The organism is Chromobacterium sp. CCUG 30098 (assembly GCF_059916605.1).
The window spans coordinates 967,979-992,362 of the sequence record NZ_JAUCGS010000001.1; the positions used below are offsets into that span (position 1 = coordinate 967,979).

General features: G+C 63.9%; 20 protein-coding genes and 1 tRNA gene. 13 read left to right on the plus strand and 8 right to left on the minus strand.

Annotated features, from left to right (window positions below):
* Positions 1–40: 40 nt before the first annotated feature.
* The 3 genes from rpoD to QUG03_RS04600 all read left to right on the plus strand — a co-directional run bounded on the left by rpoD (position 41) and on the right by QUG03_RS04600 (position 3,132).
* Positions 41–1,972 carry an RNA polymerase sigma factor RpoD gene (rpoD, locus tag QUG03_RS04590; protein ID WP_107800529.1) on the plus strand — a complete coding sequence of 644 codons (1,932 nt, stop codon included), beginning with the start codon at positions 41–43 and terminating at the stop codon, positions 1,970–1,972.
* Between the two features lie 111 nt (positions 1,973–2,083).
* A tRNA-Ile gene (locus tag QUG03_RS04595) sits at positions 2,084–2,162 on the plus strand.
* Between the two features lie 268 nt (positions 2,163–2,430).
* Positions 2,431–3,132: an FCD domain-containing protein gene (locus QUG03_RS04600; protein ID WP_107800528.1), complete on the plus strand. Its 702-nt coding sequence runs from the start codon at positions 2,431–2,433 to the stop codon at positions 3,130–3,132.
* An 88-nt stretch (positions 3,133–3,220) separates the two neighbouring features.
* On the opposite strand, the gene tyrS is transcribed toward QUG03_RS04600, so the two are convergent.
* The 5 genes from tyrS to mltA form a co-directional block, all read right to left on the minus strand.
* On the minus strand, positions 3,221–4,495 hold the full coding sequence (tyrS, locus tag QUG03_RS04605) for a tyrosine--tRNA ligase (RefSeq protein ID WP_500819503.1): 1,275 nt from the start codon (positions 4,493–4,495) through the stop codon (positions 3,221–3,223).
* A gap of 71 nt (positions 4,496–4,566) precedes the next feature.
* Positions 4,567–5,796 (minus strand): amino acid permease, encoded by a 1,230-nt coding sequence (locus QUG03_RS04610; protein WP_235086655.1) that lies wholly within the window; start codon positions 5,794–5,796, stop codon positions 4,567–4,569.
* Positions 5,797–5,920: 124 nt separating this feature from the next.
* Positions 5,921–7,849, minus strand: coding sequence for a pyridoxal phosphate-dependent decarboxylase family protein (locus QUG03_RS04615; RefSeq protein WP_227104888.1), 1,929 nt, complete (start codon positions 7,847–7,849; stop codon positions 5,921–5,923).
* A 40-nt stretch (positions 7,850–7,889) separates the two neighbouring features.
* Positions 7,890–9,356 carry an amino acid permease gene (locus QUG03_RS04620; protein ID WP_158274335.1) on the minus strand — a complete coding sequence of 489 codons (1,467 nt, stop codon included), beginning with the start codon at positions 9,354–9,356 and terminating at the stop codon, positions 7,890–7,892.
* Positions 9,357–9,844: 488 nt separating this feature from the next.
* On the minus strand, positions 9,845–11,074 hold the full coding sequence (gene mltA / locus QUG03_RS04625) for a murein transglycosylase A (RefSeq protein WP_227104886.1): 1,230 nt from the start codon (positions 11,072–11,074) through the stop codon (positions 9,845–9,847).
* A 250-nt stretch (positions 11,075–11,324) separates the two neighbouring features.
* Between mltA and QUG03_RS04630 the strand changes: the two genes are divergently transcribed.
* Both QUG03_RS04630 and QUG03_RS04635 read left to right on the plus strand, forming a co-directional pair.
* Positions 11,325–11,618, plus strand: a complete 294-nt coding sequence (locus QUG03_RS04630) for a BON domain-containing protein (RefSeq protein WP_158274334.1) — start codon at positions 11,325–11,327, stop codon at positions 11,616–11,618.
* 242 nt (positions 11,619–11,860) lie between these two features.
* Positions 11,861–12,157, plus strand: a complete 297-nt coding sequence (locus tag QUG03_RS04635) for a hypothetical protein (RefSeq protein ID WP_227104885.1) — start codon at positions 11,861–11,863, stop codon at positions 12,155–12,157.
* A 4-nt stretch (positions 12,158–12,161) separates the two neighbouring features.
* Here the strand turns inward: QUG03_RS04635 and lysA are convergent, their stop codons facing one another.
* The gene (lysA, locus tag QUG03_RS04640) at positions 12,162–13,400 is read right to left on the minus strand and encodes a diaminopimelate decarboxylase (protein ID WP_500819505.1); all 1,239 of its coding nucleotides are present in this window, start codon (positions 13,398–13,400) and stop codon (positions 12,162–12,164) included.
* A gap of 152 nt (positions 13,401–13,552) precedes the next feature.
* Here lysA and QUG03_RS04645 point away from each other — a divergent pair, with 152 nt between their 5' ends.
* Positions 13,553–14,473, plus strand: a complete 921-nt coding sequence (locus QUG03_RS04645) for a LysR family transcriptional regulator (RefSeq protein ID WP_500819506.1) — start codon at positions 13,553–13,555, stop codon at positions 14,471–14,473.
* A 52-nt stretch (positions 14,474–14,525) separates the two neighbouring features.
* Here the strand turns inward: QUG03_RS04645 and QUG03_RS04650 are convergent, their stop codons facing one another.
* Complete coding sequence (locus tag QUG03_RS04650) at positions 14,526–15,233, minus strand: alanyl-tRNA editing protein (RefSeq protein ID WP_500819507.1); 708 nt, start codon at positions 15,231–15,233, stop codon at positions 14,526–14,528.
* A 196-nt stretch (positions 15,234–15,429) separates the two neighbouring features.
* On the opposite strand from QUG03_RS04650, the gene QUG03_RS04655 reads away from it, so the two are divergent.
* The 3 genes from QUG03_RS04655 (at position 15,430) to QUG03_RS04665 (ending at position 19,147) form a co-directional block, all read left to right on the plus strand.
* Positions 15,430–16,104 carry a pseudouridine synthase gene (locus QUG03_RS04655; protein WP_107800517.1) on the plus strand — a complete coding sequence of 225 codons (675 nt, stop codon included), beginning with the start codon at positions 15,430–15,432 and terminating at the stop codon, positions 16,102–16,104.
* A 289-nt stretch (positions 16,105–16,393) separates the two neighbouring features.
* The gene (locus tag QUG03_RS04660; RefSeq protein ID WP_107800516.1) at positions 16,394–17,710 is read left to right on the plus strand and encodes an NAD(P)/FAD-dependent oxidoreductase; all 1,317 of its coding nucleotides are present in this window, start codon (positions 16,394–16,396) and stop codon (positions 17,708–17,710) included.
* A 114-nt stretch (positions 17,711–17,824) separates the two neighbouring features.
* Positions 17,825–19,147 (plus strand): MFS transporter, encoded by a 1,323-nt coding sequence (locus QUG03_RS04665; RefSeq protein WP_500819508.1) that lies wholly within the window; start codon positions 17,825–17,827, stop codon positions 19,145–19,147.
* A 1-nt stretch (position 19,148) separates the two neighbouring features.
* On the opposite strand, the gene QUG03_RS04670 is transcribed toward QUG03_RS04665, so the two are convergent.
* Positions 19,149–19,517, minus strand: coding sequence for an Mth938-like domain-containing protein (locus tag QUG03_RS04670; protein ID WP_227104880.1), 369 nt, complete (start codon positions 19,515–19,517; stop codon positions 19,149–19,151).
* 247 nt (positions 19,518–19,764) lie between these two features.
* Between QUG03_RS04670 and QUG03_RS04675 the strand changes: the two genes are divergently transcribed.
* From QUG03_RS04675 to thrC, 4 genes are all read left to right on the plus strand, one after another.
* Positions 19,765–20,997, plus strand: coding sequence for a pyridoxal phosphate-dependent aminotransferase (locus QUG03_RS04675; protein WP_227108608.1), 1,233 nt, complete (start codon positions 19,765–19,767; stop codon positions 20,995–20,997).
* A gap of 237 nt (positions 20,998–21,234) precedes the next feature.
* Entirely contained in the window at positions 21,235–22,545 is a 1,311-nt protein-coding gene (locus QUG03_RS04680) for a homoserine dehydrogenase (RefSeq protein WP_107800513.1), read from the plus strand.
* The gene (locus QUG03_RS04685; protein ID WP_107800512.1) at positions 22,538–22,870 is read left to right on the plus strand and encodes a hypothetical protein; all 333 of its coding nucleotides are present in this window, start codon (positions 22,538–22,540) and stop codon (positions 22,868–22,870) included. The genes QUG03_RS04680 and QUG03_RS04685 overlap by 8 nt, the downstream gene beginning before the upstream one ends.
* Positions 22,870–24,279, plus strand: a complete 1,410-nt coding sequence (thrC, locus tag QUG03_RS04690) for a threonine synthase (protein WP_500819510.1) — start codon at positions 22,870–22,872, stop codon at positions 24,277–24,279. The genes QUG03_RS04685 and thrC overlap by 1 nt, the downstream gene beginning before the upstream one ends.
* The last annotated feature ends 105 nt before the right edge of the window (positions 24,280–24,384 follow it).

The window sequence follows — 24,384 nt, forward strand, 5'->3', positions numbered from 1 at the left end:
ATCAACTGTTTTTTTCGGCTTATTTCAAGCAGGAAGCGAAATGGCGGCCTCTCCCGAAAATCAAAAAGACGTGCAGGAAAACGAAACCGAAGTGATGAGCCTGGAAGAGCAGCGTAAACGCCTGCGCCAGCTGATCGCCTTGGGCAAGGAGCGTGGGTATCTGACCTACGCGGAAATCAACGACCACCTGCCGGAAGACGTGTCCGACGCAGAGCAGATCGAAAACATCGTCACGATGATTTCCGGTCTGGGCATCCAGGTTTATGACGAGGCGCCGGATGCGGACACGCTGCTGATGTCCGACGCCACCCCGCCGGTGGCCGACGAAGACGCCGTGGAAGAAGCCGAAGCGGCGCTGTCCTCGGTGGATTCCGAATTTGGCCGCACCACGGACCCGGTGCGCATGTATATGCGCGAAATGGGCTCGGTGGAGCTGCTGACCCGCGAAGGCGAGATCGAAATCGCCAAGCGGATCGAAGACGGCCTGAAGTACATGATCCAGGCGATTTCGGCTTGTCCGGGCACCATCGCCGAAGTGCTCGAGCTGGTTGAGCGCGTCGGCCGCGACGAAGTGCGCGTGGACGAAGTGGTTGACGGCTTCATCGATCTGAACGCGCCGTCCGAAGAGGATGCCGCGTTCGCCGAGCCGGCGGACGAAGACGAGTTGCTCGAAGCCGAGGCCGAAGAGGAAGACGAGAGCGAGGACGAGGACGGCGACGCCGCCGACGCCGCCGGCGTCAACCTTGAAGAGCTGAAGCAGCAGGCGCTGGAGCACTTCACCGGCGTGCGCATGTTGTTCGACAAGATGGTCAAGGTGCTGTCCGTCAAGGGCGCGCAGAGCAAGGAATACCTGGAGCTGCAGGACGCGATCACCACCGAGTTCATGCTGGTGCGCTTCTCCACCCGCCAGGTGGAAAGTCTGTGCGACTCGCTGCGCAGCCGCGTCAACGAAATCCGCACTTACGAACGCGACATCCAGGATATCTGTGTCAGCCGCGTGCGCATGGAGCGCGCCCACTTCATCAAGGTGTTCCCGGGCAACGAGACCAATCTTGACTGGGTGGAAGACGAAATCCATTCCGGCAAGGCCTGGGCGGAAGCTTTGACCCGCTTCAAATACGCGATCATCGAGAAGCAGACCAAGCTGTCCGAGCTGCAGGATCGCGCGATGCTGCCGATCAAGGCGCTGAAGGAAATCAACCGCCAGATGTCGGCGGGCGAGTCCAAGGCGCGCCGCGCCAAGAAAGAGATGATCGAGGCCAACTTGCGCCTGGTGATCTCCATCGCCAAGAAGTACACCAACCGCGGTTTGCAATTCCTCGATCTGATCCAGGAAGGCAATATCGGTTTGATGAAGGCCGTGGACAAGTTCGAATACCGCCGCGGCTACAAGTTCTCGACCTACGCCACCTGGTGGATTCGTCAGGCGATCACCCGCTCCATCGCGGACCAGGCGCGCACCATCCGCATTCCGGTGCACATGATCGAGACCATCAACAAGATGAACCGCATCAGCCGTCAGATTCTGCAGGAAACCGGCCACGAGCCGGATCCGGCCGAGTTGGCGGAAAAGATGGAGATGCCGGAAGAGAAGATTCGCAAGATCATGAAGATTTCCAAGGAGCCCATCTCCATGGAAACCCCGATCGGCGACGACGACGATTCCCATCTTGGCGATTTCATCGAGGACCAGAACAACCTGGCGCCGTCCGACGCTGCGATGTATTCCAGCCTGAAGGACGCCACCAAGGAAGTGCTGGACACGCTGACGCCGCGCGAAGCCAAGGTGCTGCGCATGCGCTTCGGCATCGATATGAACACCGACCACACGCTGGAAGAAGTGGGCAAGCAGTTCGACGTGACCCGCGAGCGCATCCGCCAGATCGAAGCCAAGGCCTTGCGCAAGCTGCGTCATCCGACCCGTTCGGAACGCCTGCGCAGTTTCCTGGACAACGAGCCGGGCGGTCAGTGATCGGATCGCGAGACCGGGTCTAGGCCGATGGCCTGAGCCGGATGAAAACCCCAAGCCGTCGGAATTCGACGCTTGGGGTTTTGCTTTTTGGCTGTTATAATGCGTTGCTCTGGGCCTCTAGCTCATGCCTGGTTAGAGCAGCGGACTCATAATCCGTTGGTGCGGGGTTCGACTCCCCGGGGGCCCACCAAGACTCCCGCGCAGCATGCGGCGGCGCTTGGCGCATTGATATCGGAAGCCGACGCTCAAGTCGGCTTTTTTGTTGCGGCGGCCGCGCCGCCGCGGCCTCCCTATCCGCCTTTTCTTTGGGGTTTCCCCGCCCGATCTCCATGCCGGAGAGACGTAGCTTTTAGCTATTTCCCTGCTATGCCGATGGGGAAAATCAATATGCTGCGCCATTTTAAGTTACTATCTAGCGTTTCGCGCATCATTGCGCGCTCTCATGTGGAAAAGACCGAATGCCCCAGAAGGAAAAAAAGGCGGCAAGCAGCAACGCCACATTGGCCGACAAGGTATTCCAGGAGTTGCGGCGGGACATTCTGCTGGGCGTGTACCGCCCGTCGCAGAAGCTGCTATTGCATGATCTCAAGGCGCGCTACGACGCCGGTGGCTCGCCGATCCGCGAGGCGCTGCTGCGCTTGAGCTGGTGCAAATACGTGGTGATGGAGCCGCAGCGCGGCTTTTGGGTGGCGCCGATTTCCCACCATGAGCTTTACGACATCCTGCTGGTGCGCCGAGTGCTGGCGGAGGAGGCGGTGCGCCGTTCTCTGGCGCAGGGCGACGAGGCGTGGGAGCTGGAGGTGTTGGCCAGCTACCACCGTTTGAGCCGGATAGATCTGAACGACGTGAATGTGGATTTGCAGGACTGGGCGGACCGCCACATGGCGTTTCACCTGGCCATCATCAGCGGCAGCCACTCGCCGGTGATTGTGGAGGTGATGGAGTCCTTGTACAACCGCTTGGAGCGCTATCGGCACATCTGGTTCGACCCGGCCTTGCCGACCTCCAAGCGCTATAGCGACGAGGGCGAGCATCAGGCCATCATGCAGGCGGTGCTGGCCAGAGACGCGGACCGGACGCTGCAATTGCTGGATCAGCATTATTCCCACGTGATGCAGGTGGTGGAAGGCCTGAGCACAGAGGCTTTTCTGCCCCGCTAGCCTATCCAGCCGGCTGCCCCGCCCATGCGCGCTTGGGCGGCCGGACGGGGCGAGCCCGGCGCTTCAGCGCCCGGGCCGTTTCACGCGCTTACTCCCAAATCAACAGACAGTACTGTTTCTTGCCGCGTCGCAACAGCGTGTAGCGCTGATGAAGGTGGTCGGCCTGCTCCAGGCGCGCGTCCAACGCGTCCGTCCTGGCGCCGTTGACGCTGACAGCGCCGCTTTGCAGCAGCGTGCGGGCCTCGCTTTTGGACGCGGCCAGGCCGCTGGCCGCCAAGGCGTCGACCAAGGGCGTGGACTGCCGCGGCAAGGCCAGCCGGGGCATGCCGTCTTGCGCCAGTTGGGCGAAGTCCGCGGCGCCGAGCCGCTCCACATCGTTGTCGAACAGGCTGAGGGTGATGCGCTGGGCGGCGGCGAGCGCGGCCGGACCGTGAACCAGCTCGGTCACTTGTTCGGCCAGGATGCGTTGCGCCCGCGGCTTGCCGCCGGACGTGCGGTCCTCGGCCTCGATGACCTCGATCTCCTCGTTGGACAAAAAGGTGAAGTAGCGCAGGAAGCGGTAGACGTCGGCGTCGGCCGCGCCCAGCCAGAACTGGTAGAAGGCGTAGGGTGAGCACTTGCTCGGGTCCAGCCACACCGCGTTGCCTTCGCTTTTGCCGAACTTGGTGCCGTCGCTATTGGTGATCAAGGGCATGGTCAGGCCGAAGGCCTGTTGCTGGGTCACCCGTCTGACCAGGTCGACGCCGGCGGTGATATTGCCCCATTGATCGGAACCGCCGATCTGCAGTTTGCAGCCGAAGCGGCGGTTCAGCTCCACGAAGTCGTGGCTCTGGAGCAGGCTGTAGGCAAACTCGGTGAAGGAGATGCCGACATCGTCGCGGTTGATCCGCTGCTGCACCGACTCCTTCTTGATCATGGCGTTGACCGAGAAATGCTTGCCGACGTCGCGCAGGAAGTCCAGCGCGCTCATCTGGGCGAACCAATCGTGGTTGTTGGCCATCAGGGCGGCGTTGTCGCCTTCGAAACTGAGGAAGGGTTCCACCTGGCGGCGGATCTTGTCCACCCAGCCGGCCACCACGTCCGAGGTGTTGAGTTTGCGCTCGCTGGCCTTGAAGCTGGGGTCGCCTATCATGCCGGTGGCGCCGCCGACCAGGGCGATAGGGCGGTGCCCGGCCATCTGGAAGCGCTTGAGCAACAGCAGCGGCACCAGGTGGCCGAGGTGCAGGCTGTCGGCGGTGGGGTCGAAACCGCAGTATAGGGTGACCGTTTCCCGGGACAGCAGCGCGTCGAGCGCGTCCGCGTCGGTGGCCTGCGAGATCAGGCCGCGTTGCTGCAGATCCCGGATCAGGGTCGATTGCTTCATTTCGTTTACCTCCATGATTGCGGCGCGCGGCCGTATTGGCCGCGCGTCCGGACGACGGCGCGCTTGCGCCGTCAGAACACGGGCAGCAGTCCTTGCATCACCAGGATCTGGAACAGGATGATGGCGAGGCCGGAACCACCTATCGCCCAATGCAGGGTGCCGCCGCCGCTGACCTGGTAGCCGGGCCGGTAGTTGTCCTGGCGGCGCAGTTTGATCAGGGCCAGCGCCGGGAACAGGATGGCGAGAATCACCAGGAAGATGGCGGCGGCGCCCAGCGCGGCGATGAAGCCGCTGGGGAAAAACAGGGCGAAGCCCAGCGGCGGCAGATAGGTGATCAGCGCGGTCTGCAGCCGCTGCCGCAGGCTGTCGCCGCGCTTCAGCGTGCTGGCCATGGCGTCGAACAGGCCGAGCGAAACGCACAGATAAGAAGTGAACAGCGCGATGGACGAGAAGGCGGACAGCAGGGAGGGCACTTGCGGCGTGGGCACCAGCGCGTGGAATTCGTCCAGGAACATGCCCACCGAACCGTTATGGGCGGAGATGGCCTGAAAGCTGTGGCTGCCGTAGCGCGGCAGCGCGCCCAGCGTGTTGAACACCCACAGCAGGTAGACGCCCATGGGAATCAGGCTGCCGGCGATGAAGACATTGCGCAGTGTGCGGGGCTGGTCGCGGCCCAGGTATTTGACCATGCTGGGCACGCTGCCGTGAAAGCCGAAGGCGGTCAGAAACATGGGGATGGCGGCCAGCATGTATTTGGCCGAGTCCGTGTTTTCCGACAGGTTGCCGGTGTCGACATAGGGCTGAATGACCGCGCTGAGCGAGAGAAAGATCAGGATGTTGAGGCTGAACAGCAGTCGGTTGACCTTGTCCACCGCGGTGGTGCTGGCGAAGACGATGCCGCCGATCAGCGCGGTGAAGGCCAGCGAGACCTGGCCGGGCGACAGGGTCAGGCCCAGGTATTGGTGCAGGCCGGATTGATAGGTGGAGCCGCCGCCGGAGATATAGGCGGAGGAGAGCGCGTAGAGCAGGAGCAACAGGCTGGCGTTGATCAGATAGCTGCCCTTGGCGTTGAACAGCGAGCGGGCGATGGCGTCGAAGCCGTAGCCTTCGGGAAAGGACAGACAGACCTCCAGCAGCATCAGGCCGGTATAGGTCATCAGCGCCCAGATCAGAAACAGGGTCAGGCAGGCGTAGCCGAAGCCCATGCCGGCGGACACCAGCGGCAGCGCCAGCATGCCGGCGCCCAGCATGGTGCCGGAAATCAGCAAGGTGGCCCCGATGGCCTTGAAATTGACTTGCATGTGGAATCCTCAACCATCCTTGATGAAGAGAAGGATGCGTTCGTAAAAACCGGACAAACTCATAGTCGGTATTGGGTCTGGTAGTGAAAAAAACGCTCCCGGCCTGGCCGGGAGCGGAGGGGGATCAGGCGGCGATCAGGGCGTCGGCGCCGGTCTTGTCTTCCATGTCCACGATCTGGGCCAGCTTGGCGGCGAAGACTTCGCGCAGCTGTTCCCAGTAGGCGTCGAAGTCCTCGGCCTTACGCAGGAAGTGGGTCATCACCGCGGCGCGCAGGATGTAGACGCTTTCCACCTTGTCCCATTCGGCGCGGCTGAAGCCGCGGCTGGCCACGTAGTGCCAAGGGGTGTCGCCGTACTCTTCCACCGACAGCGAAGTCGAGGAGGTCAGGAAGTCGTTGGTGTAGGTGCGGCCGGAAGCGTAGGAGCAGATCTCGTACATCTTCTTGTTCAGCCGGTTGTGGTCTTCCAGGCTGTCGTTGCCGATTTCCTTGAAGGTGAAGTTCACCATGTGGAAGTCCGGGTGCATGATGGGACGCACTTCGAACTGGCGGCGGCCGACGGTCAGCGGCTTGGCGGCGGCCAGACGCTGGGCGAACCAGTCGGCGGTGACGATGCCGCGGCCGATCACCTTGCCGTAGCCGCCGATGTTCAGCGGCACCAGACGGTGGGCCGCCCATACCGCGGCGGCGGTGGCGCCGGCCTTGGAGCCTTCCATGATGGAGGAGCCCAGCACCACCTTGGTGTCCGCGCCTTCGGCCTCGTCCACTTCTTCGAACACATAGGCCGCGTGGTAGGAGATCAGGTCGACGATGCGCTTGTCCTTCATGCAGACGGCGCCGGCCGCGTACTGGATGTAGCCCACCTTGTGAGGGTCCACGGTGATGGAGTCCGCTTCCGCCATCGCCTTGAAGCCTTCGTAGACGTCGCGCTTGGGCCAGGTCACGCCGGCCGGGATGATGTCTTCGGCGCGGTAGCGGGCCAGCAGCGCGTCGTAGTCCATGAATTGATTGTTGTCATCGAGGAACATCGCGCGGACATAGCCGCCGTAGGCCGCGTCCACGTGCACGTAGAAGGAGGCGCCGTATTTCTGTTCGCACTCGGCGCGCAGCTTGATCACTTCGTCGACATGGTCGATCGAGCCTTCCTCGGTGGTGCCCACCACGGAGACCATGGCCAGGATGGGGTGGCCTTCCTCGATCAGGCGGAAGGTGATCTCGCGCATCTTGGCCACGTCGGTGCGGTAGTTCTCGTCCACCGGCAGCGGCACGATGTGTTCCTGGCCGATGCCCAGCACGTCCATCGCCTTCATCCACGAGTAGTGCTTGGATTGCGGCACCAGGATCTTGCCCAGCGAACCTTGCTTGATGCCGACGCCGCGGCAGGACATCGCGCGCACTTCTTCGAACAGGCCGCGTTTTTTCAATTCGTCGGTCAGGTCCAGCACCGCGCTGGGCGACAGGTTCAGCAGTTCGCGCTCGCTCTTGCCGGCGACCAGATCGCGGGCTTTTTCATGCTGGGCGATGGCCAGCGGCATGGTCTTCAGATTGCGCGCCACCCACATGCCTTCGTAGTTGGCCACGGTGCCGCCGGAGGTGATGTGGCCCCAGCTGCGCTTGGGGTCGTAGCCGAACATCCGGCACAGATCGAGGCCGGCTTCCACTTCCAGTTCGGTGGTGGTGGGCGAGGCTTCGTGCGCGCAGTTGTTCGGGTTGTACATCATGGTCATCACGTAGGCCAGATTGGACACCATCAGCGTGTCCGCATTCATATGGCCCAGATAACGCGGCGAGAACCAGGGCACCGAGGTGTTCTTCAGCTTGGAGGACAGCTGGCGCAAGATGCCTTCGGTGCGATACAGGGTCTGGCGGAAATCGCCGGCGTGCTGTTCCACCGGGGTGACCAGCGCCGGGTCTTCCGGGTGAAAGTCCGCGCGCCAGTGCAGGTGTTCGGACACGGCGTATTCCATCATTTCCTTGAAGAACACGCGGTTTTCGGATTTGGGGCCGATGAACAGGGCATCGACGTTAAGCGGGGAGAAAGTCGGATTGGTCATGACTGAGTAACCTTGTTATTTAAGAGAGGCGTGAGCCGGCTCATTTGCCTTCGGCGGGACGAGCTTTGCTGGCGGGCGAGGTGCGCGGGGCGACGCCGGCGGAACGGGCGTGCTTGGCTTTTTGGCCGTAGGCGTACACCAGGAAGGGAATCACCAGCATGACGGCGAGGCCGATGAGCTGGAACTGCAGGTATTCATGCGCGGAGCCATGGAAGCTGCCCGGCGGGATGAAGCCCAGGTAGCCGGCCAGCAGGGAGATGGCGATGCCCAGGCCGGAGCAGATCCACATGCCCGCCTTGCCGCCGGGAACGCGGAAGCTGCGTTCCACGTCCGGGCGCTTGTAGCGCAGATAGATGGCGGCGGAGAACATGAACAGATAGGCCACCAGATAGACGAGCCCGGTCAGGCCCATCAGCATGAAGTAGAAGTTGTCCACATTGGGCATCACGGTGATCAGCACGCCGACGATGGTGATGGCCGCCGCCTGGATCAGCACCAGGGTCACCGGCACGCCGTGGCGATTGGTCGTCTGCAGGAATTTGGGCAGCGCGCCGGAGTCGGCGGTGGCTTGCAGGCCGCGCACCGGGCCCAGCACCCAGGAGTTCACCTGACCCACCAGGCCCAGGCCGATGCACAGGCCCATGACCGGGGCCAGCCAGCCCATGCCCCATTGATTGAAGTAGAGCTCGAAGGCCTGCATCAGGCCGGCGGTCATCGAGATCTTTTCTTTGGGGATGGCGATGAAGATCGCGGCGGAGCCGATCACGGACAGCAGCACCATGATGACCGACACCAGGATGATGGCGATCGGATAATTGCGGCGGGCATCCTTGATGGAGGACACATTGGACGCCGACACCTCCATGCCCATCACCACGAAGATGAAGCCGATGAACAGGCCGAGGGTGCCGCTGTCGCTAAAGCTGGGCACCAGATTGTTCCAGCTCCAGGACACGTCGGTCATGATGGGATGGCCGCCGGCAAGATAGGCGATGCCGCAGCCGATCAGCACCACGCCGGGCAGGAACACGCCCAGGCTCACGCAGATGGTGGAGACCCAACCCAGGGTTTTCACGCCGCGCATGTTGACCAGGGTGCAGGCCCACCAGATGCCCAGAATCATCGCCAGCATATAGAGCTTGTTGCTGGCGAGAGCAGGGTCGAACACATAGGCGAAGGTGGCGGCGATGATCATGATGATGGAGGTCATGCCGAACACCATCTGTATCCACTGCATCCACACCGCGACAAAGCCCATGCGCTCGCCGAAGGCCTCGCGCACCCAGATGAACAGGCCGCCGTCCTGCGGCCAGGCGGTGGCCAGCTCCGCGGACACCAGCGCGGTGGGCACCAGGAACAGCAGCGCGGCCGCCAAGGTCAGGAAAATCGTCATCATCCCCGGCTGCGCCGTCATCGGCAGCGTACGGACGCTGACGACTACGGCGGCGGTGATCATGACGAAGGCGAAGACGCTGATCTTGGGAGGCGCCTTATCGATTGTCGTCATTTTCATCTCCATCGAACAAATAAATAAAAACGTTCAAACATAAAATTTCGAAAATATTATTTATTTCGCCATGTTCAGCGTTTGATGAAAGTCAATATTAGGAAAATTCGATAAACGATAATTCTTATGGAATAATTGGAGTAGGCCGGCAAAGCCTTGCGAGGCAAGGCTTTGATTGGTCTTGGAGCGGATCAGGCTATTGAGGATGAATTTGGCTTGGCGCTGGCGCGGCGGCGGTTTTGGCCGCCTGTTTACGTTCTCGCAAGCGAGAGAGACAAGGCCTTGCGGCTGAGAAACGGAACCCACGCACGGCGGATGAGGGCTTCGGGCGGCGCTCAGCGCTTTGCGTCACGCCTGGCGCAGCAGAGTGTGAAGCGGCGCTGACGTCGCGGGACGGCGAGAAGACGGGATGGGTGTGCTGGAGGAGGACCGTGGGGCGCGGAAGCGGCGGCGCAAGCCGGGATGCGCCGCCGGAAGAGGCTAAAGGTTTACAGGGCCTGGGACGGGTTCATGCCTTTGGGCAGCAGCATCCACAGATTGCCTTGCTGCTTCATTCTGCCGGCGTACATGCCGGCCTCGGTGCCGAAGCCCCAGAAGAAGTCCGCGCGCACCGCGCCCTTGATCGCGCTGCCGGTATCCTGGGCGTGCACCAGCCGCGCCAGCGGCTGGGTGGAATGAGGCCAGGTGGTGAGCAGGTAGACCGGCGCGCCCAGCGGGATGTAGCGCGGGTCTACCGCGATGCTGTAGCCGCCGGTCAGCGGCACGCCCAGCGCGCCCATGGGGCCGCCGTTGTCGCCCGGCAAGGTTTTGAAGAACACATAGCTGGGATTCACCGCGAACAGCTCTTGCCGGCGTTGCGGATTGCGCGCCAGCCAGTCCTTGATGCCCTGCATGGACGCGTCGCCCATGGTCAGCTCGCCCTTGTCCACCAGCCATTTGCCGATAGATTGATAGCCGTAGCCGTTTTGCTCGGCGTAGCCGATATGGATGAAGCTGCCGTCGTCCAGCTGGATGCGGCCCGAGCCCTGCACTTGCAGGAAGAATAGCTCCACCGGATCTTCGACCCAGGCGAGGATGGGCGCGTTGGCCACGCCCTTGCCCTGGTTGATTTCCGCGCGGGTGTAATACGGCAGCAGGCGTTTGCCTTCCAGGCGGCCCTTCAGCCGCGTGCCGCGGTTGTCGGCGGGAAAGTCGCCGGGGCGGATTTCAATATCGCCGGCCGCGCTCAGCGCCAGCCGGTTGGGCCCGCTGCGGCGCGCCGTCAGGCTGGACTTGCCGCGAACCGAGGGCGGAACGTCCACGCTGTAAAAATCGGCAGGGATGCCGTATACCGGCCAGGGGGTGCGTTCGCTGCGCGTCCGGCTGCCGCTGAGCAGCGGTTCGTAATAACCGGTGATCAAGCCGCTGTCGCGGCTGCCGTCGTTGACCTTCCAGGCGGCGAAGCGGTTTTCGAAAAACTGGCGCACCGCCTGCGCGTTGTCGGCGGCGATGCCGTCGGCTTGCCGGCACACTTCGGTCCAGCCCGGTTTTCTGGCGATGGCCTTACAGCTTTGCTTCAGCGCGACGAGGGTATCGCCCAAGTCCTGCTGGCTCCAGGCCGGCAAGGCGGTCGGCGCGCCGCTTTCCCGCGCCGCCCCTCCCGTCTTGCCGGGCGGACTGGAAGTGGAGCAGGCGGCCAGGCCGACGACAAGCAGTAACAACAGCCATTTTTTTAACATGCGCTAAGTTCTCTGAAACGGGGCTAGGGCAGCGACGCGCTGCGAACCGGTCTGATTCTACGCTGGGACGCGCATGACGGGGTGATGACGGCCGCGGCGATTGTTGCGGCGGCGCCAACAGGCGAGACCGTCGTGCCGCGTTGTCATGGACCGGCAACAAAATTGAAAAGTTTCCTCGCTAGTATGCGGTAAAACATTCGCGCTGAAGCTTGGGCTTGAGCGCATGCAGGCCATATCACTGGAGAATCTGATGAAACGTTTTTGCATCCGCGCCTTGTTGTTGACCACCTTGCTGTCCGCCGGCCTGCCGGCTTACGCCGAGCAGACCCCGCCGACCGATGAAGAGTTGGCCGCCAGCGTGCAACAGGCCTTGAACGGCGATGCCGAACTGCAGCCGCTGAGCCTGAAGGTGAGCAGCAAGAAGAGCGAGGTGACGATTGAAGGCGGCATGACCGACGACCAGCAGATGTTCAAAGCGGGGCAGATTGCCGAAAAAGTGCCGGGCGTGAAGTTTGTCATCAACAATATGGTGCTGAAAAACTAAAAAGGTTTGCTCCGGCGGCTTGTCCGGCGGCAGCAAAGGGCGCTTCGGCGCCCTTTTGTCATTTTATCCATCCAGTTTTTCGTCGGGAATTTAAGATTAATCCGATTGTGGTGCCTTCTCTTATTGCGAAAAATATGTGGTGTTGCCGGCTGACGGCCTTTCCGGAGGCTGGAGCCGGCAAGGTTTTTCCAATCAGCAGTATGGATCGCTCGCGGCCCACTGCGAAGCACCGGACACGACTCATGGAATATGCATCCGCACTTGGCAAGAGGGTTTCCCACCGCATGATGCTGCAACCGGCGGAGCAGGTGGACAAACTGATTTCACGGCTGGAGGGCGCGGACGAAGCCAAGCTGGTGTATTGGGACGAACGCAGCCAGCGGCTGCGCGCGCTGAGTCCGCGTTCGCGCCGCGGCCAGCAATTGCTGGCGCGCGGCTTGCAATCGCCCCAGGTGGTGGGCGTGTTCGACGGCTACGCCAGTTATCAGGACATCTATCAGGCCTTCCAGCAGACGCTGGCCGACCTGAAGCTCAGCTGAGCACTTAGACGCGTTCCAGCTCCAGCAACTCCGCCATGGTTTGACGGCGGCGGATCAGCCGGCTGGAGGCGCCGTCTATCATGGCCTCGGCCAGCAGCGGCCGGCTATTGTAGTTAGACGACATGGTGGCGCCGTAAGCGCCGGCGTCGTGAAACACCAGCAAATCCCCTACCTGAGCCTCCGGCAGCAGGCGGCTTTCCACCACGCCGCCCTCCTGTTGGGTAAAGACATCCCCCGATTCGCACAGGGGGCCCGCCACCACGCAGGGGGCGCGCTCGCCTGATTTTTCCTCGCCGTCCGCGCTGAGGACGGAAATATCGTGGTGGCTGCCGTACATGGCGGGGCGCATCAAGTCGTTGAAGCCCGCGTCCACCAGCACGAAGCGCCGGCTGCCCATGGTTTTGACCGCCCTCACCTCGGAGATCAGGGCGCCGGATTCCGCCACTAGGAAACGACCGGGCTCGATCTCCAGCCGCACCGGGTGGCCTAGGTGAGCGGCGATCCGCCGCCGCGCCTCGTCCCACAGCTCGAAATAATGCGTGGTGTCGATGCGGGCATCGCCGTCGCGGTAAGGGATGGACAGACCGCCGCCGGCGGAGATCGCCTCGATGCCGTGGCCCAACTGGGTCGCCAGCCTGACCATGGCGCCGCAGACCTGTTGCAGGTGGCCGTAATCGACGCCTGAGCCGATATGCATGTGCAAGCCCACCAAGTGCAGGCCGAACTGGCGGATCACCGCCAGCGCGTCGGCCACCTGTTCATGCCAGATGCCGTGCTTGCTGTTCTCGCCGCCGGTATTGGTTTTCTGGCTATGGCCATGGCCGAAGCCGGGGTTGACGCGCAGCCAGACCCTATGGCCGGGCGAAGCCGCGCCCAGCTGACGCAGCATGTCGATGGAACCGGCGTTGACGGCGATGCCTTCGGCCGCCACTCGCGCCAGCGTGGCCCGGTCCAGCACGTCGGCGGTGAAGACGATGTCGGAAGGCTCGGCGGAGTCCGCCCGATAGCCGGCGGCCAGCGCGCGTTCGATTTCGCCCAGCGACACCGCGTCCACCTTGACGCCCTGTTCCCGCATCAGGCTGAGGATATGGGTGTTGGAGTTGGCTTTTTGCGCATAGCGGATCACGTCGAAGCCTTTCAGCTCGGCAATGCGCCGGCGAATGGTGTCGGCGTGGTACACCCAGAGCGGGCTGCCGTATTGGCGGGCGAGTTCGGCCAGTTGGCGGGCGTCGAAGCATTTCATGGCGTGGCGATGGCGTAGGTGATAGACAGCTGCATCATGGCGTGCGCCGCGGCAAAAATAAAATATCAAATTATCGCTGCCTCTTTCATTTATGATATGGATTGCCAAGGGGAAAGGCGGGCTTGGCGCCGCCTATGCGCAAGGGGTAGGGGATGGAAATCAGTCTGCGCCACATTGAAGTGTTTCGCGCGGTGATGACCACCGGCAGCGTCACCGAGGCGGCCGTCCTGCTGCGCACCTCGCAGCCCACGGTCAGCCGAGAACTGGCGCGTTGCGAACAATTGCTGGGCATGGTCTTGTTCGAGCGCAGCCGCGGCCGCTTGCGGCCAAGCGCGCAGGGGCTGCAGTTGTTCGAGGAAGTGCAGCGCAGCTATCAAGGCCTGGAACGCATCGTCAGCAGCGCGGCGGCGATTCGCCAGTTCGAGCAGGGGCAGTTATCGATTGCCTGTTTGCCGGTGTTCGCGCAGTCGCTGTTGCCGGCGGCGTGCCGGCGATTTCTGTCGCAAGCGCCGGGCATCAGCCTGAACATCGCGCCGCAGGAGTCGCCTTTGCTGGAAGAGTGGCTGGCGGCGCAGCGTCATGACCTGGGTTTGAGCGAGAGCGCGCACGCGCCGGCGGGGACGCGGATGGAGCCCTTGCTGCTGGCGGACGAGCTGTGCGTGTTGCCGGAGGGGCATAGGCTGCTGAGCAAGACGGTGTTGACGCCGGAGGATTTCGAAGGCGAGGCCTTCATCAGCCTGGCGGCGACCGACAGCTATAGGCAACAGCTGGATCAGGTGTTCGCCGAGCGGGGGGTCAAGCGGCGCATGGTGGTGGAGACGCATAGCGCCGCCTCGGTATGCGCTATGGCGAGGCAGGGCATAGGCGTGGCCGTCGTCAATCCGCTGACGGCGCTGGATTATGCCGGCTCAGGCCTGGCCGCAAGGCGCTTCAGCGTGTCGATTCCGTTCGCGGTCAATCTGGTGCGGCCGCTGCACCGGCCCGCCTCCCCGCTGCTGGAGCGCTTCGTCGACAGTCTGAAGGCCGAGCTGGCCGCGGTCAGCCGGAGGCTGGCCGCGCCGACGGGGGCTTAGCGGCAGTTCAAAGTTTCGCGAGCTAGCCTGAGCGCAGGCTTTGAGCCGGTTCTTAGTCGCGCAGCGCCACCACCACCCGCTTATTGCGCGCGCCCTTGCTTTCAATCTTCTTGACCACGACCGGGCCGATCTCGCCGGTGCTGCGCACATGGGTGCCGCCGCAGGGCTGCAGATCGATGCCGTCGATATTGATCAAGCGGATTTCCGGCAGGTGCAGCGGCGGCGTCACCGACATGGTCTTGATCAGCTCCGGCTGACGCCGCAGCGCCTCGCCGCTGCTCATTTCGATGCGCACCGCGCGGTCCTCCGCCACCAGCCGGTTCAGCTCGCGCTCGATGTGCTCGCGGTCCAGCTCCATGCCTTCCGGCAGATCGAAGTCCAGACGGCCGGATTCCGCGCTCAGATTGCCGCCGGTGACGCCGGCCTTGATCACCACGGACAATAAGTGCAGACAGGTGTGAATGCGCATGTGGCGGTGGCGGCGCGCCCAATCCAGTTCCAGGACGACCGGCGTGCCGGCGGCGAGCCGGGGCGCATCGGCGGGCAGCAGGTGGACGATGGCGCGCGTTTCGCGGTCGCGACGGGTATCGCTGATCGCACAGCCGCCGCCGTCCCAGCTCAGCGCGGCGCTGTCGCCGGGCTGGCCGCCGCCCAGCGGATAGCACAGCGTGTCCTCCAGCACCAGGCCGGCGTTGTCATGCCGCGCCACGCGGGTTTCCAGGCGGGTTTGGTAGGGATCGATGTAAAAGCGCTCTGCCATGCGGTGATTCCTTTTCAGACTATGCTGGGAAGACCTGCGTCGCTTGTCGCCGCCGGTCCCGATAATTTTGAGAATGCTGCCGCCGGCTGTGTATTTCAAGAGACAGCGCTGGCGAAAAATCATGGCAACAGCTTGTCGCAACAGCGTTTAGCGCAGATAATCGCCGACTTTTTCCGCCTTCCTGCCCATTGCTCTCATGACCATTCGCCATAATCTGGAACATTACAATCCGCCGCCGGACGCCGGCCTAGACGTGATTTACGCCGACGAGGCCTTGCTGGTGCTGAACAAGCCTTCCGGCTTGCTGTCGGTGCCGGGGCGCGGCGAAGACAAGGCGGACTGCTTGATCAGCCGCGCGCAGCGGGTCTATCCGGACGCGCTGACCGTGCATCGGCTGGATATGGCGACGTCCGGCCTGGTGGTGATGGGGCGTGGCGCCAGCATGCAGCGAGAACTGTCCATCGCCTTCATGGACCGCAAGGTGGACAAGCGCTATGTGGCGGTGGTGGACGGCATCGTGGAACAGAACAGCGGCACCGTGGATCTGCCGCTGATCATAGATTGGCCGAACCGTCCGCGTCAGAAGGTGGATTTCGAACACGGCAAGCAGGCGATCACCCATTTCCGTGTGGTGCTGCGCGACGGTTTGCGCCAGACCAGCCGGGTGGAGCTGGAGCCCTTGACCGGCCGCGCCCATCAGCTGCGCATGCATATGCTGCATCTGGGCCACCCCATCCTGGGCGACGACATCTACGCGCCGGAAGCGGTGCTGGCCAAGGCCGATCGCCTGCTGCTGCACGCGGATCGCCTGACGCTGCGCCATCCCATTACTCGCGAAGAGATGAGCTTCGACGCCAAAGCGCCATTCTAAGTCGGCAGTCAGCGCGCGGCCTGGCCGCGCCGCCGTTCCTCTCCTCTTGCGCGGCCATTCTTGACGGTCGCGCCTCGCCCTGATCTTCCCCCTTGTTCCGTCCACAGCGTAGCGGCGCCTTGCCCGGAGCCGTTTTTTACAATGTCTTCGGCATTTTGTGGCACGGAAAGATTGGCTTGCCTTGCCAGTCTGTGCATACTTCCGTTTTGATCTGAAGCAAGAACTCACTAAACAAGCGTGCTGCCGCCAGAATGCTTGTTTAGTGATTTCTACCTTGTAAGGATCTGTCATGTTAAGTCGCAATTCCGCATTGCCCAGCATCGTCGTCGTCGGCGGCGGCGCCGGCGGCCTGGAGCTGGCCACTCGTCTGGGACGCAGCTTGGGCGCGCAACACAAGGCCCGCGTCGTGCTGGTCGACGGTTCGCCCACCCATATCTGGAAACCGCTGCTGCACGAGGTGGCCACCGGCGCGCTCAACACCGGCGAGGACGAGGTCAATTACTTCGCCCATGGCTATCGCAACGGCTACGAGTTCGAGTTCGGCTATATGCAGTCGCTGGACACCGAGCGGCGCTGCATTCAGCTCGCCGAAGTGCGCGACGCCGGCGGGGAGCAGCTGAGCCCGCCGCGCGAGGTGCCCTACGACTGGCTGGTGCTGGCGGTGGGCGCGGAAGCGAACGACTTCGGCACGCCCGGTGTCGGCGAGCACGCGATGTTCCTGAACACCCCGGACGATGCGGAGAAGCTGCGTCACCGGGTGCTGGAACTGGCCTTCCGCTGCAGCAGCGGCCAGCAACCGCTGTCCAAGCTGGGCATCGCCATTGTCGGCGGCGGCGCCACCGGGGTGGAACTGGCGGCGGAGCTGAACCACACCCTGTGCGAACTGCATCATTACGGCGCGCGCCTGCAGCCGGAGCGCGTGGAAATCAGCGTGATCGAAGGCGCGGACCGCATCCTCGCCGCCGCGCCGCCGTCCTTGTCCGCTTACGCCCAGGAGCAATTGGCCGCGCGCAACATCAAGGTGCTGACCGGCAGCCGGGTGGCGGCGGTGCGCGCCGACGGTGTGGAATTGCAGGGCGGCGACAAGGTGGCGGCCGACATCACCGTCTGGGCCGCCGGCGTCAAGGCGCCGACCTGGCTGGCCGGCCTCGCCGGCTTGCAGACCAACCGCATCAATCAACTGCAGGTGGATAAGTGGCTGCGTTGCCAGGGCGCCGCCTGCGTCTACGCCTTGGGTGATTGCGCCGAGGCGCCGGACGGCGACAGCGGCCGCAATCTGCCGGCCACCGCCCAGGTGGCGCACCAGCAGGCGCGTTATCTGGCGGACGAATTGAGCCGGCGCGTGGCCGGTCGCCAGGGCAAGCCCTTCGTCTTCAAACCGCAGGGCATGCTGGTGTCGCTGGGCAAGCACAGCGCGGTGGGCAGCCTGGCGGCGGTGGTCGGCCCCAAACGCGATTACTATGTGGAAGGCCTCGGCGCCAAACTGATCTACAGCTCGCTGTACCGCATGCATCAGGCGGCGGTGCATGGCTGGGTGCTGGCCACTCTGCTCTACGTCGGCGACAAGCTGCGCCGCGCGGCGCGGCCGTCCTTGAAGCTGCACTGAGCCGCTCCCGTCCAATGCCAAGCCCACCTTCGAGGTGGGCTTTTCGTTGGCGCGGCTTGACCGGGCGGCGGTTTGCGAACATCTTTATTGCCATTTGCATAAATGGGGATGGGGATGACGCAAGCTTCTCGCCTGGAGATAGACGCCTGGCTGGATCAACGGCCGCTGGGCGGGTTTCAGCGCCGGCTGCTGCTGATCTGCGGCTTGCTGATGATTCTGGACGGATTCGACGTGCAGGCCATGGCCTACGTCGCGCCGGCGCTATTGGCGGACTGGGGCTTGGCCAAGCCGGCCTTGGGGCCGGTGTTCAGCGCCGGCTTGCTGGGTCTGCTGCTGGGCGCCTTGCTGTTCAGCCCGCTGGCGGATCGCTTCGGCCGCCGCGCCTTGCTGCTGCTGTGTACCGTGTGGTTCGGCCTGGGCATGTTGGCCACCGGCTTCGCCGCCACGCTGGAGCAGTTGCTGTGGCTGCGCTTCCTGACCGGTCTGGGCCTGGGAGGCATCATGCCGAACGCGATGGCGCTGGCCGGCGAGTACAGCCCGAGCCGGCGCAGAGTCAGCATGATGATGCTGATTTCCTGCGGCTTTACCGTCGGCGCGCTGCTGGGCGGCTTGTTGGCGGCTTGGCTGGTGCCCGCGCACGGCTGGCGCGCGGTGTTCCTGGCCGGCGGCGTCGCGCCGCTGCTGCTGGCGCTGTGGATGTGGCGGCAATTGCCGGAGTCGCTGCAGTTTCTGTTGTCGCGGCAAAGGCGGGAACAGGCGCTGGCCTGGCTGTGTCGTCTGGACCCGGCGATGAGCGGAGCGGCGGCGTCCAGCCTGGCGCTGCGCGAACCCGTCGCCGCGGCGTCGTTGCCGCATTTGTTTCGGGCCGGCCGCGCGCGACTGACGCTGACCTTGTGGGCGCTCAGCTTTCTGAACCTGCTCTTGCTCTACTTCCTGTCCAACTGGATGCCGGCTTTGGCGCGGGACGCCGGCCTGAACACGCAAAACGCCATCCTCGCCGGCGCCGCGCTGCAACTGGGCGGCGTGGCCGGCACCTTGCTGTTGGGGGTCTGGATAGACAGACTGGGCTTCTTGCGGGTGATGCTGCCCAGTTTCGCGCTGGCCGCCGCCGCCGTGGCCATGCTGGGGCAGTGGGGGACGCAGCAGGCCGGCTTGTTCTGCTTATTGTTCGCCGCCGGTTTTTGCGTGGTGGGCGGCCAGCCGGCGATCAACGCCCTGGCGGCCAACGCCTATCCCACGTCCTTGCGCGCCACCGGTGTGGGCTGGAGCCTGGGCGTGGGCCGGGTGGGCTCGGTGTTGGGACCGTGGCTGGGCGGCGAGCTGCTGCGTCAGGACTGGAGCCTGGCCAGCCTGTTTATGCTGGCCGCGACGCCGGCCTTGCTGGCGGCCTGGCTGGTGTGGATGTGCCCGCAGGCGGCGCGGCCGGCCGCCGTCTGAGTCAGATCGCCAGCAACGCGGCGACGACGCGGCGGTCTTCCGCCAGCAGGATGTTGAAGGTGCGGCAGGCGGCCTGGGTGTCCATGGTTTCCACGCCTATGCCGGCGTTGGCCAGCGCGGCGGACAGACGCGGATGGCAAAAGCGCAGGCTTTTGCCGGTGCCGAAGAGCACCACTTCCGGCTGCAGCGCCAGCAGCGCGCTGAAATGGCTTTCCTGCAAATCCTCGAAAGCGTCCACCGGCCAGGGCGCCACGCTGTCCGCGGTGACGATCAGATTGCCCTCGTGGCGCTGGGCGTTGATTAGAACATGGCCGTCGCCATAGCCGGTGAACAAGTTGCGGCCTTGCCCCAGCGATTGCTGCATTTTCATGTGAGCGGATTCCCGATTGCGAGCGCTGCGGCGGACGGCCCTTTCCGGGCGCGAATACCTGCTGCAGTGCATCAGAGATTGGGATAGGATTATAACTCGACCCCGCCGCTGATTGCCGCCACAACGTCAACGTGGCCATCGCTTCAGCGGGGACATCCAAAGAGATCAGATGAAAGAACACAAACCGCGCCGCCAGGGCAAGACCGCCGTCTCCGGCGGGCGGCAAGCCACGGAAACCATTGTCGTCATGCAGCCAGTCCATAAATCGCAAAAACTCGCCAACGTTTGTTACGACATCCGCGGTCCGGTGCTTGAGCACGCCAAGAAGATGGAAGACGAAGGCCATCGCATCATCAAGCTGAACATCGGCAACCCGGCGCCGTTCGGCTTTTTCGCGCCGGACGAAATCATCGAGGACGTGATCGTCAACCTGCCGTCCGCCTCCGGCTATTCCGATTCCAAGGGCCTGTTCGCCGCGCGCAAGGCGATCATGCATTACGCCCAGCAAAAGCAGCTGCCCAATGTGGGCATGGACGACATCATCGTCGGCAACGGCGTGTCCGAGCTGATCGTGATGTCGATGCAGGCGCTGCTGGACAACGGCGACGAAGTGCTGGTGCCGGCGCCGGATTACCCGCTGTGGACCGCCGGCGTCAGCCTGGCCGGCGGCAAGGCGGTGCATTATCTGTGCGACGAAGAGCAGGGCTGGTTCCCCAGCATCGACGACATCCGCGCCAAGATCACGCCGGCCACCCGCGCCATCGTGGTGATCAACCCGAACAATCCCACCGGCGCGGTCTACCCGCCGGCGCTGCTCAAGCAGATCGTGGAAGTGGCGCGCCAGCACCAGCTGATCATCTACGCCGACGAAATTTACGACAAAGTGCTGTACGACGAGGTCAAGCACACCTCCATCGCCTCCTTGGCGCCGGATCTGTTCGTGGTCACCTTCAACGGCCTGTCCAAGAATTACCGCGCCTGCGGCTACCGCGCCGGCTGGATGATTCTGTCCGGCGAGAAGAAACACGCCAAGGACTATATCGAAGGCCTGAACATGCTGGCCTCGATGCGCTTGTGCGCCAACGTGCCGGCGCAGTTCGCGATCCAGACCGCCTTGGGCGGCTACCAGAGCATTGACGATCTGGTGGCGCCGGGTGGCCGCCTCGCGCGCCAGCGCGACCTGGCGCACAAACTGCTGACCGACATTCCCGGCGTCAGCTGCGTCAAGCCGCAGGGCGCGCTCTACCTGTTCCCCAAGCTGGATCCCAAGATCTACCCGGTCGGCGACGATCAGCAGTTCATCCTGGAACTGCTGCAGGAGGAAAAGGTGCTGCTGGTGCAGGGTTCAGGGTTTAACTGGATTGCGCCCGATCACTTCCGCGTGGTATTCCTTCCCAACTCGGACGATTTGGTGGAGGCCATCGGCCGCATCGCGCGCTTCCTGGAAAACTATCGCAAGCGCCACGGCGGCGAAGCCTGAAATCATGGCGGCTTGAGCCGGCGGACGGGGGCTGCGGCCCCCGTTTGGCCATCAGGCTTTCCTTGACAGCGGATAGCGTCCGCTGCCAAGGAAAACTTGGGACACGTGCCCGCTGCGCCAGCAGCGGCCTGGCGGCGCGGCTCTTGATCAGGGCCGGCCGCCGGCGCGGGCCGCGCGCAAGGATCTTGCGCCTGGCCGCCGCGGGCAGGGACAGAATACTAGAGACAGGGAGCAAGAATGAAACCGATCAATATCGGCCTATTGGGCGTGGGGACTGTAGGTGGCGGCACCGCCACCGTTCTCAAACGCAACGCCGAGGAAATCAGCCGCCGCGCCGGCCGTCAAATCCGCCTGCTGCAGGCGGCCAACCGCAATCAGGCGCGCGCGCAATCGCTGCTGGGTCCGGACGTGGACGTGGTGGCCGACGCGATGCAGGTGGTGAACAACCCCGACGTCGACATCGTGGTGGAACTGATAGGCGGCGACACCGTGGCCAAGGAACTGGTGCTCAAGGCCATCGCCAACGGCAAACACGTGGTCACCGCCAACAAGAAACTGCTGGCGCTGCACGGCACCGAAATCTTCGCCCGCGCCCAAGAACAGGGCGTGATGGTGGCCTTCGAGGCCGCGGTGGCCGGCGGCATCCCCATCATCAAGGCGCTGCGCGAAGGCCTGTCCGCCAACCGCATCGAGTGGATAGCCGGCATCATCAACGGCACCTCCAACTTCATCCTGACCGAGATGCGCGACAAGGGCGCGAGCTTCGCCGAAGTGCTGGCCGAGGCGCAGCAGCTGGGCTACGCCGAGGCCGATCCCACCTTCGACATCGAAGGCCATGACGCCGGCCACAAGCTCACCATCATGGCGGCGCTGGCCTTCGGCATCCCGATGCAGTTCGACCGCTGTTACCTGGAAGGCATCAGCAAGCTGGAAGGGCGCGACATCAAGTACGCCGAGGAGCTGGGCTACCGCGTCAAGCTGCTGGGCCTGACCCGGCGCACCGCCGCCGGCGTCGAGTTGCGCGTGCATCCGACGCTGATCCCGGCGCGCCAGCTGATCGCCAACGTCAACGGCGTGATGAACGCGGTGCTGGCCAAGGGCGACGCGGTGGGGCCGACCTTGTACTACGGCGCCGGCGCCGGCGCGCTGCCCACCGCCTCCGCGGTGGTGGCCGACATCGTCGACGTGACCCGCTTGCTGACGGCGGACCCGGAGCACCGCGTGCCGCATCTGGCTTTCCAGCCGGACCAGCTGCAGAACCTGCCCATCCTGCCGATCTCCGACGTGGTCAGCTCCTACTATCTGCGCATCGGCGCCGCCGACCGCGCCGGCGTGCTGGCCAACATCACCCGCTTGCTGGCGGAGAACGGCATCTCGATCGAGGCGGTGATCCAGAAAGGCTCGGTGTCCGACGGCACCGCCGAGGTGGTGATCCTGACCCATCGCGTTCAGGAACAGGCGATAGACCGCGCCATCACCGGCATCGAGGCGCTGGAAAGCATTACCGGCAAGGTGGTGCGCCTGCGCATGGAAGAGCTGAATGATTAAACGCTGGCTGACCGGCCTCGGCGCCGGTCTGATCCTGGCGAGCGCCGGGGCGACGCCCTTGTCCCCCGGCCAGCACAGCCTGTTGCAGGGCTTTTTGATGCGAGGCTGCGTCAAGCGCACGCCGGCCTCGGACGGCGTCGGCCAGCGCTCCTCGGAGCAAGTGCAGAAATACTGCCAATGCGCCAGCCAGCATCTGGCCGGCCGCTTCTCCTCGGAAGAGGTGATGGGCGTGCTGACCGGCCAGATCAAGAAAGACGACCCGCGCGGCAAACAGCGGATGAAGGACGCCTCCGCCGCCTGCGCCCAATATCTGGAAACCCCCTGATGCGTTATATCAGCACCCGCGGCGGCATGGCCCCGCAATCGTTCAGCGACATCCTGCTGATGGGCCTGGCGCCCGACGGCGGCCTGGTGTTGCCGGAAAGCTATCCGCAGATCGGCCGCGAGCAGCTGGACGCCTGGCGCAGCCTGTCCTACGCCGAATTGGCTTTTGAAATCATTCGCTTGTTCGCCACAGACATCCCGGAAGACGATCTCAAATCCATCGTCGAGCGCACCTATACCCGCGCGGCTTTCGGCAGCGAGGCGATCACGCCGCTCAAGCGGCTGCACGACGGCCTGGCCGTCCTGGAACTGTCCAACGGCCCGACGTTGGCCTTCAAGGACATGGCGATGCAGCTGCTGGGCAATCTGTTCGAATACGTGCTGGCCAGGAAGGGCGAGCGCCTGAACATCCTGGGCGCCACCTCGGGCGACACCGGCAGCGCCGCCGAGTACGCGATGCGCGGCAAGGCGGGCATCCAGGTGTTCATGCTGAGCCCGGACGGGTTGATGAGCCCGTTCCAGCGCGCGCAAATGTACAGCCTGCAGGACGCCAACATCCACAATATCGCGATCAAGGGCATGTTCGACGACTGTCAGGACATCGTGAAGGCGGTGCAGAACGACCATGCTTTCAAGGCGCGCCACAAGATCGGCACCGTCAACTCCATCAACTGGGCGCGAGTGGTGGCTCAGGTGGTGTATTACTTCAAGGGCTATTTCAACGCCACCGCCGGCAATGAGGAGAAGGTCAGCTTCTGCGTGCCGTCCGGCAACTTTGGCAATGTCTGCGCCGGCCACATCGCGCGGCAGATGGGCTTGCCGATAGAACGCCTGCTGGTGGCCACCAACGAGAACGACGTGCTGGACGAGTTCTTCCGCACCGGCGCCTACCGTCCGCGCGGCACGGCCAACACCTATGTCACCTCCAGCCCGTCGATGGACATCTCCAAGGCGTCCAACTTCGAGCGCTTCGTGTTCGATCTGCTGGGACGGGACCCCGAGGCGCTGAAAGCGCTGTGGCGCCAGGTGGACGCCGGCACCGGCTTCACGCTGTCCGCCGCGCAAACGGCCGCCGCGGCCGAGGTGTTCGGCTTCGCTTCCGGCAAGAGCGCGCATGCGGACCGGTTGGCCACCATTCGCCAGCTGGACCGCGAAGACGGCGTGGTGGTGGACACCCATACCGCCGACGGCGTCAAGGTGGCGCGCGAGCTGCGCCGCCCCGGCGAAACCGTGGTTTGCCTGGAAACCGCCTTGCCGGCCAAGTTCGCCGCCACCATACGCGAAGCGCTGGACCGCGATCCGCCGCGGCCGGCCGGTTTCGACGGCCTGGAGGACTTGCCGCAAAAAGTGTCGGTGTTCCCGGCGGACGCGGGCGAGGTCAAAGCCTTTATCGAGCGGAGTTTGAGCTGACGCGCGTCGGACGAAAAAACGGCCCCAAAGGGGCCGTTTTTTTGCGTCCGCCGCGGCGTTAGAGCCTGTTCAAGGCCCCGTTCCATCCCTCTCGCCGACGCGCGA

Bases quoted from the DNA above. Each gene is read 5' to 3' on its own strand.
- rpoD (WP_107800529.1), top strand. From the start codon at position 41: ATGGCGGCCTCTCCCGAAAATCAAAAAGACGTGCAGGAAAACGAAACC.
- QUG03_RS04600 (WP_107800528.1), top strand. From the start codon at position 2,431: ATGCCCCAGAAGGAAAAAAAGGCGGCAAGCAGCAACGCCACATTGGCC.
- tyrS (WP_500819503.1), bottom strand. From the start codon at position 4,495: ATGAAGCAATCGACCCTGATCCGGGATCTGCAGCAACGCGGCCTGATC.
- QUG03_RS04610 (WP_235086655.1), bottom strand. From the start codon at position 5,796: ATGCAAGTCAATTTCAAGGCCATCGGGGCCACCTTGCTGATTTCCGGC.
- QUG03_RS04615 (WP_227104888.1), bottom strand. From the start codon at position 7,849: ATGACCAATCCGACTTTCTCCCCGCTTAACGTCGATGCCCTGTTCATC.
- QUG03_RS04620 (WP_158274335.1), bottom strand. From the start codon at position 9,356: ATGACGACAATCGATAAGGCGCCTCCCAAGATCAGCGTCTTCGCCTTC.
- mltA (WP_227104886.1), bottom strand. From the start codon at position 11,074: ATGTTAAAAAAATGGCTGTTGTTACTGCTTGTCGTCGGCCTGGCCGCC.
- QUG03_RS04630 (WP_158274334.1), top strand. From the start codon at position 11,325: ATGAAACGTTTTTGCATCCGCGCCTTGTTGTTGACCACCTTGCTGTCC.
- QUG03_RS04635 (WP_227104885.1), top strand. From the start codon at position 11,861: ATGGAATATGCATCCGCACTTGGCAAGAGGGTTTCCCACCGCATGATG.
- lysA (WP_500819505.1), bottom strand. From the start codon at position 13,400: ATGAAATGCTTCGACGCCCGCCAACTGGCCGAACTCGCCCGCCAATAC.
- QUG03_RS04645 (WP_500819506.1), top strand. From the start codon at position 13,553: ATGGAAATCAGTCTGCGCCACATTGAAGTGTTTCGCGCGGTGATGACC.
- QUG03_RS04650 (WP_500819507.1), bottom strand. From the start codon at position 15,233: ATGGCAGAGCGCTTTTACATCGATCCCTACCAAACCCGCCTGGAAACC.
- QUG03_RS04655 (WP_107800517.1), top strand. From the start codon at position 15,430: ATGACCATTCGCCATAATCTGGAACATTACAATCCGCCGCCGGACGCC.
- QUG03_RS04660 (WP_107800516.1), top strand. From the start codon at position 16,394: ATGTTAAGTCGCAATTCCGCATTGCCCAGCATCGTCGTCGTCGGCGGC.
- QUG03_RS04665 (WP_500819508.1), top strand. From the start codon at position 17,825: ATGACGCAAGCTTCTCGCCTGGAGATAGACGCCTGGCTGGATCAACGG.
- QUG03_RS04670 (WP_227104880.1), bottom strand. From the start codon at position 19,517: ATGAAAATGCAGCAATCGCTGGGGCAAGGCCGCAACTTGTTCACCGGC.
- QUG03_RS04675 (WP_227108608.1), top strand. From the start codon at position 19,765: ATGCAGCCAGTCCATAAATCGCAAAAACTCGCCAACGTTTGTTACGAC.
- QUG03_RS04680 (WP_107800513.1), top strand. From the start codon at position 21,235: ATGAAACCGATCAATATCGGCCTATTGGGCGTGGGGACTGTAGGTGGC.
- QUG03_RS04685 (WP_107800512.1), top strand. From the start codon at position 22,538: ATGATTAAACGCTGGCTGACCGGCCTCGGCGCCGGTCTGATCCTGGCG.
- thrC (WP_500819510.1), top strand. From the start codon at position 22,870: ATGCGTTATATCAGCACCCGCGGCGGCATGGCCCCGCAATCGTTCAGC.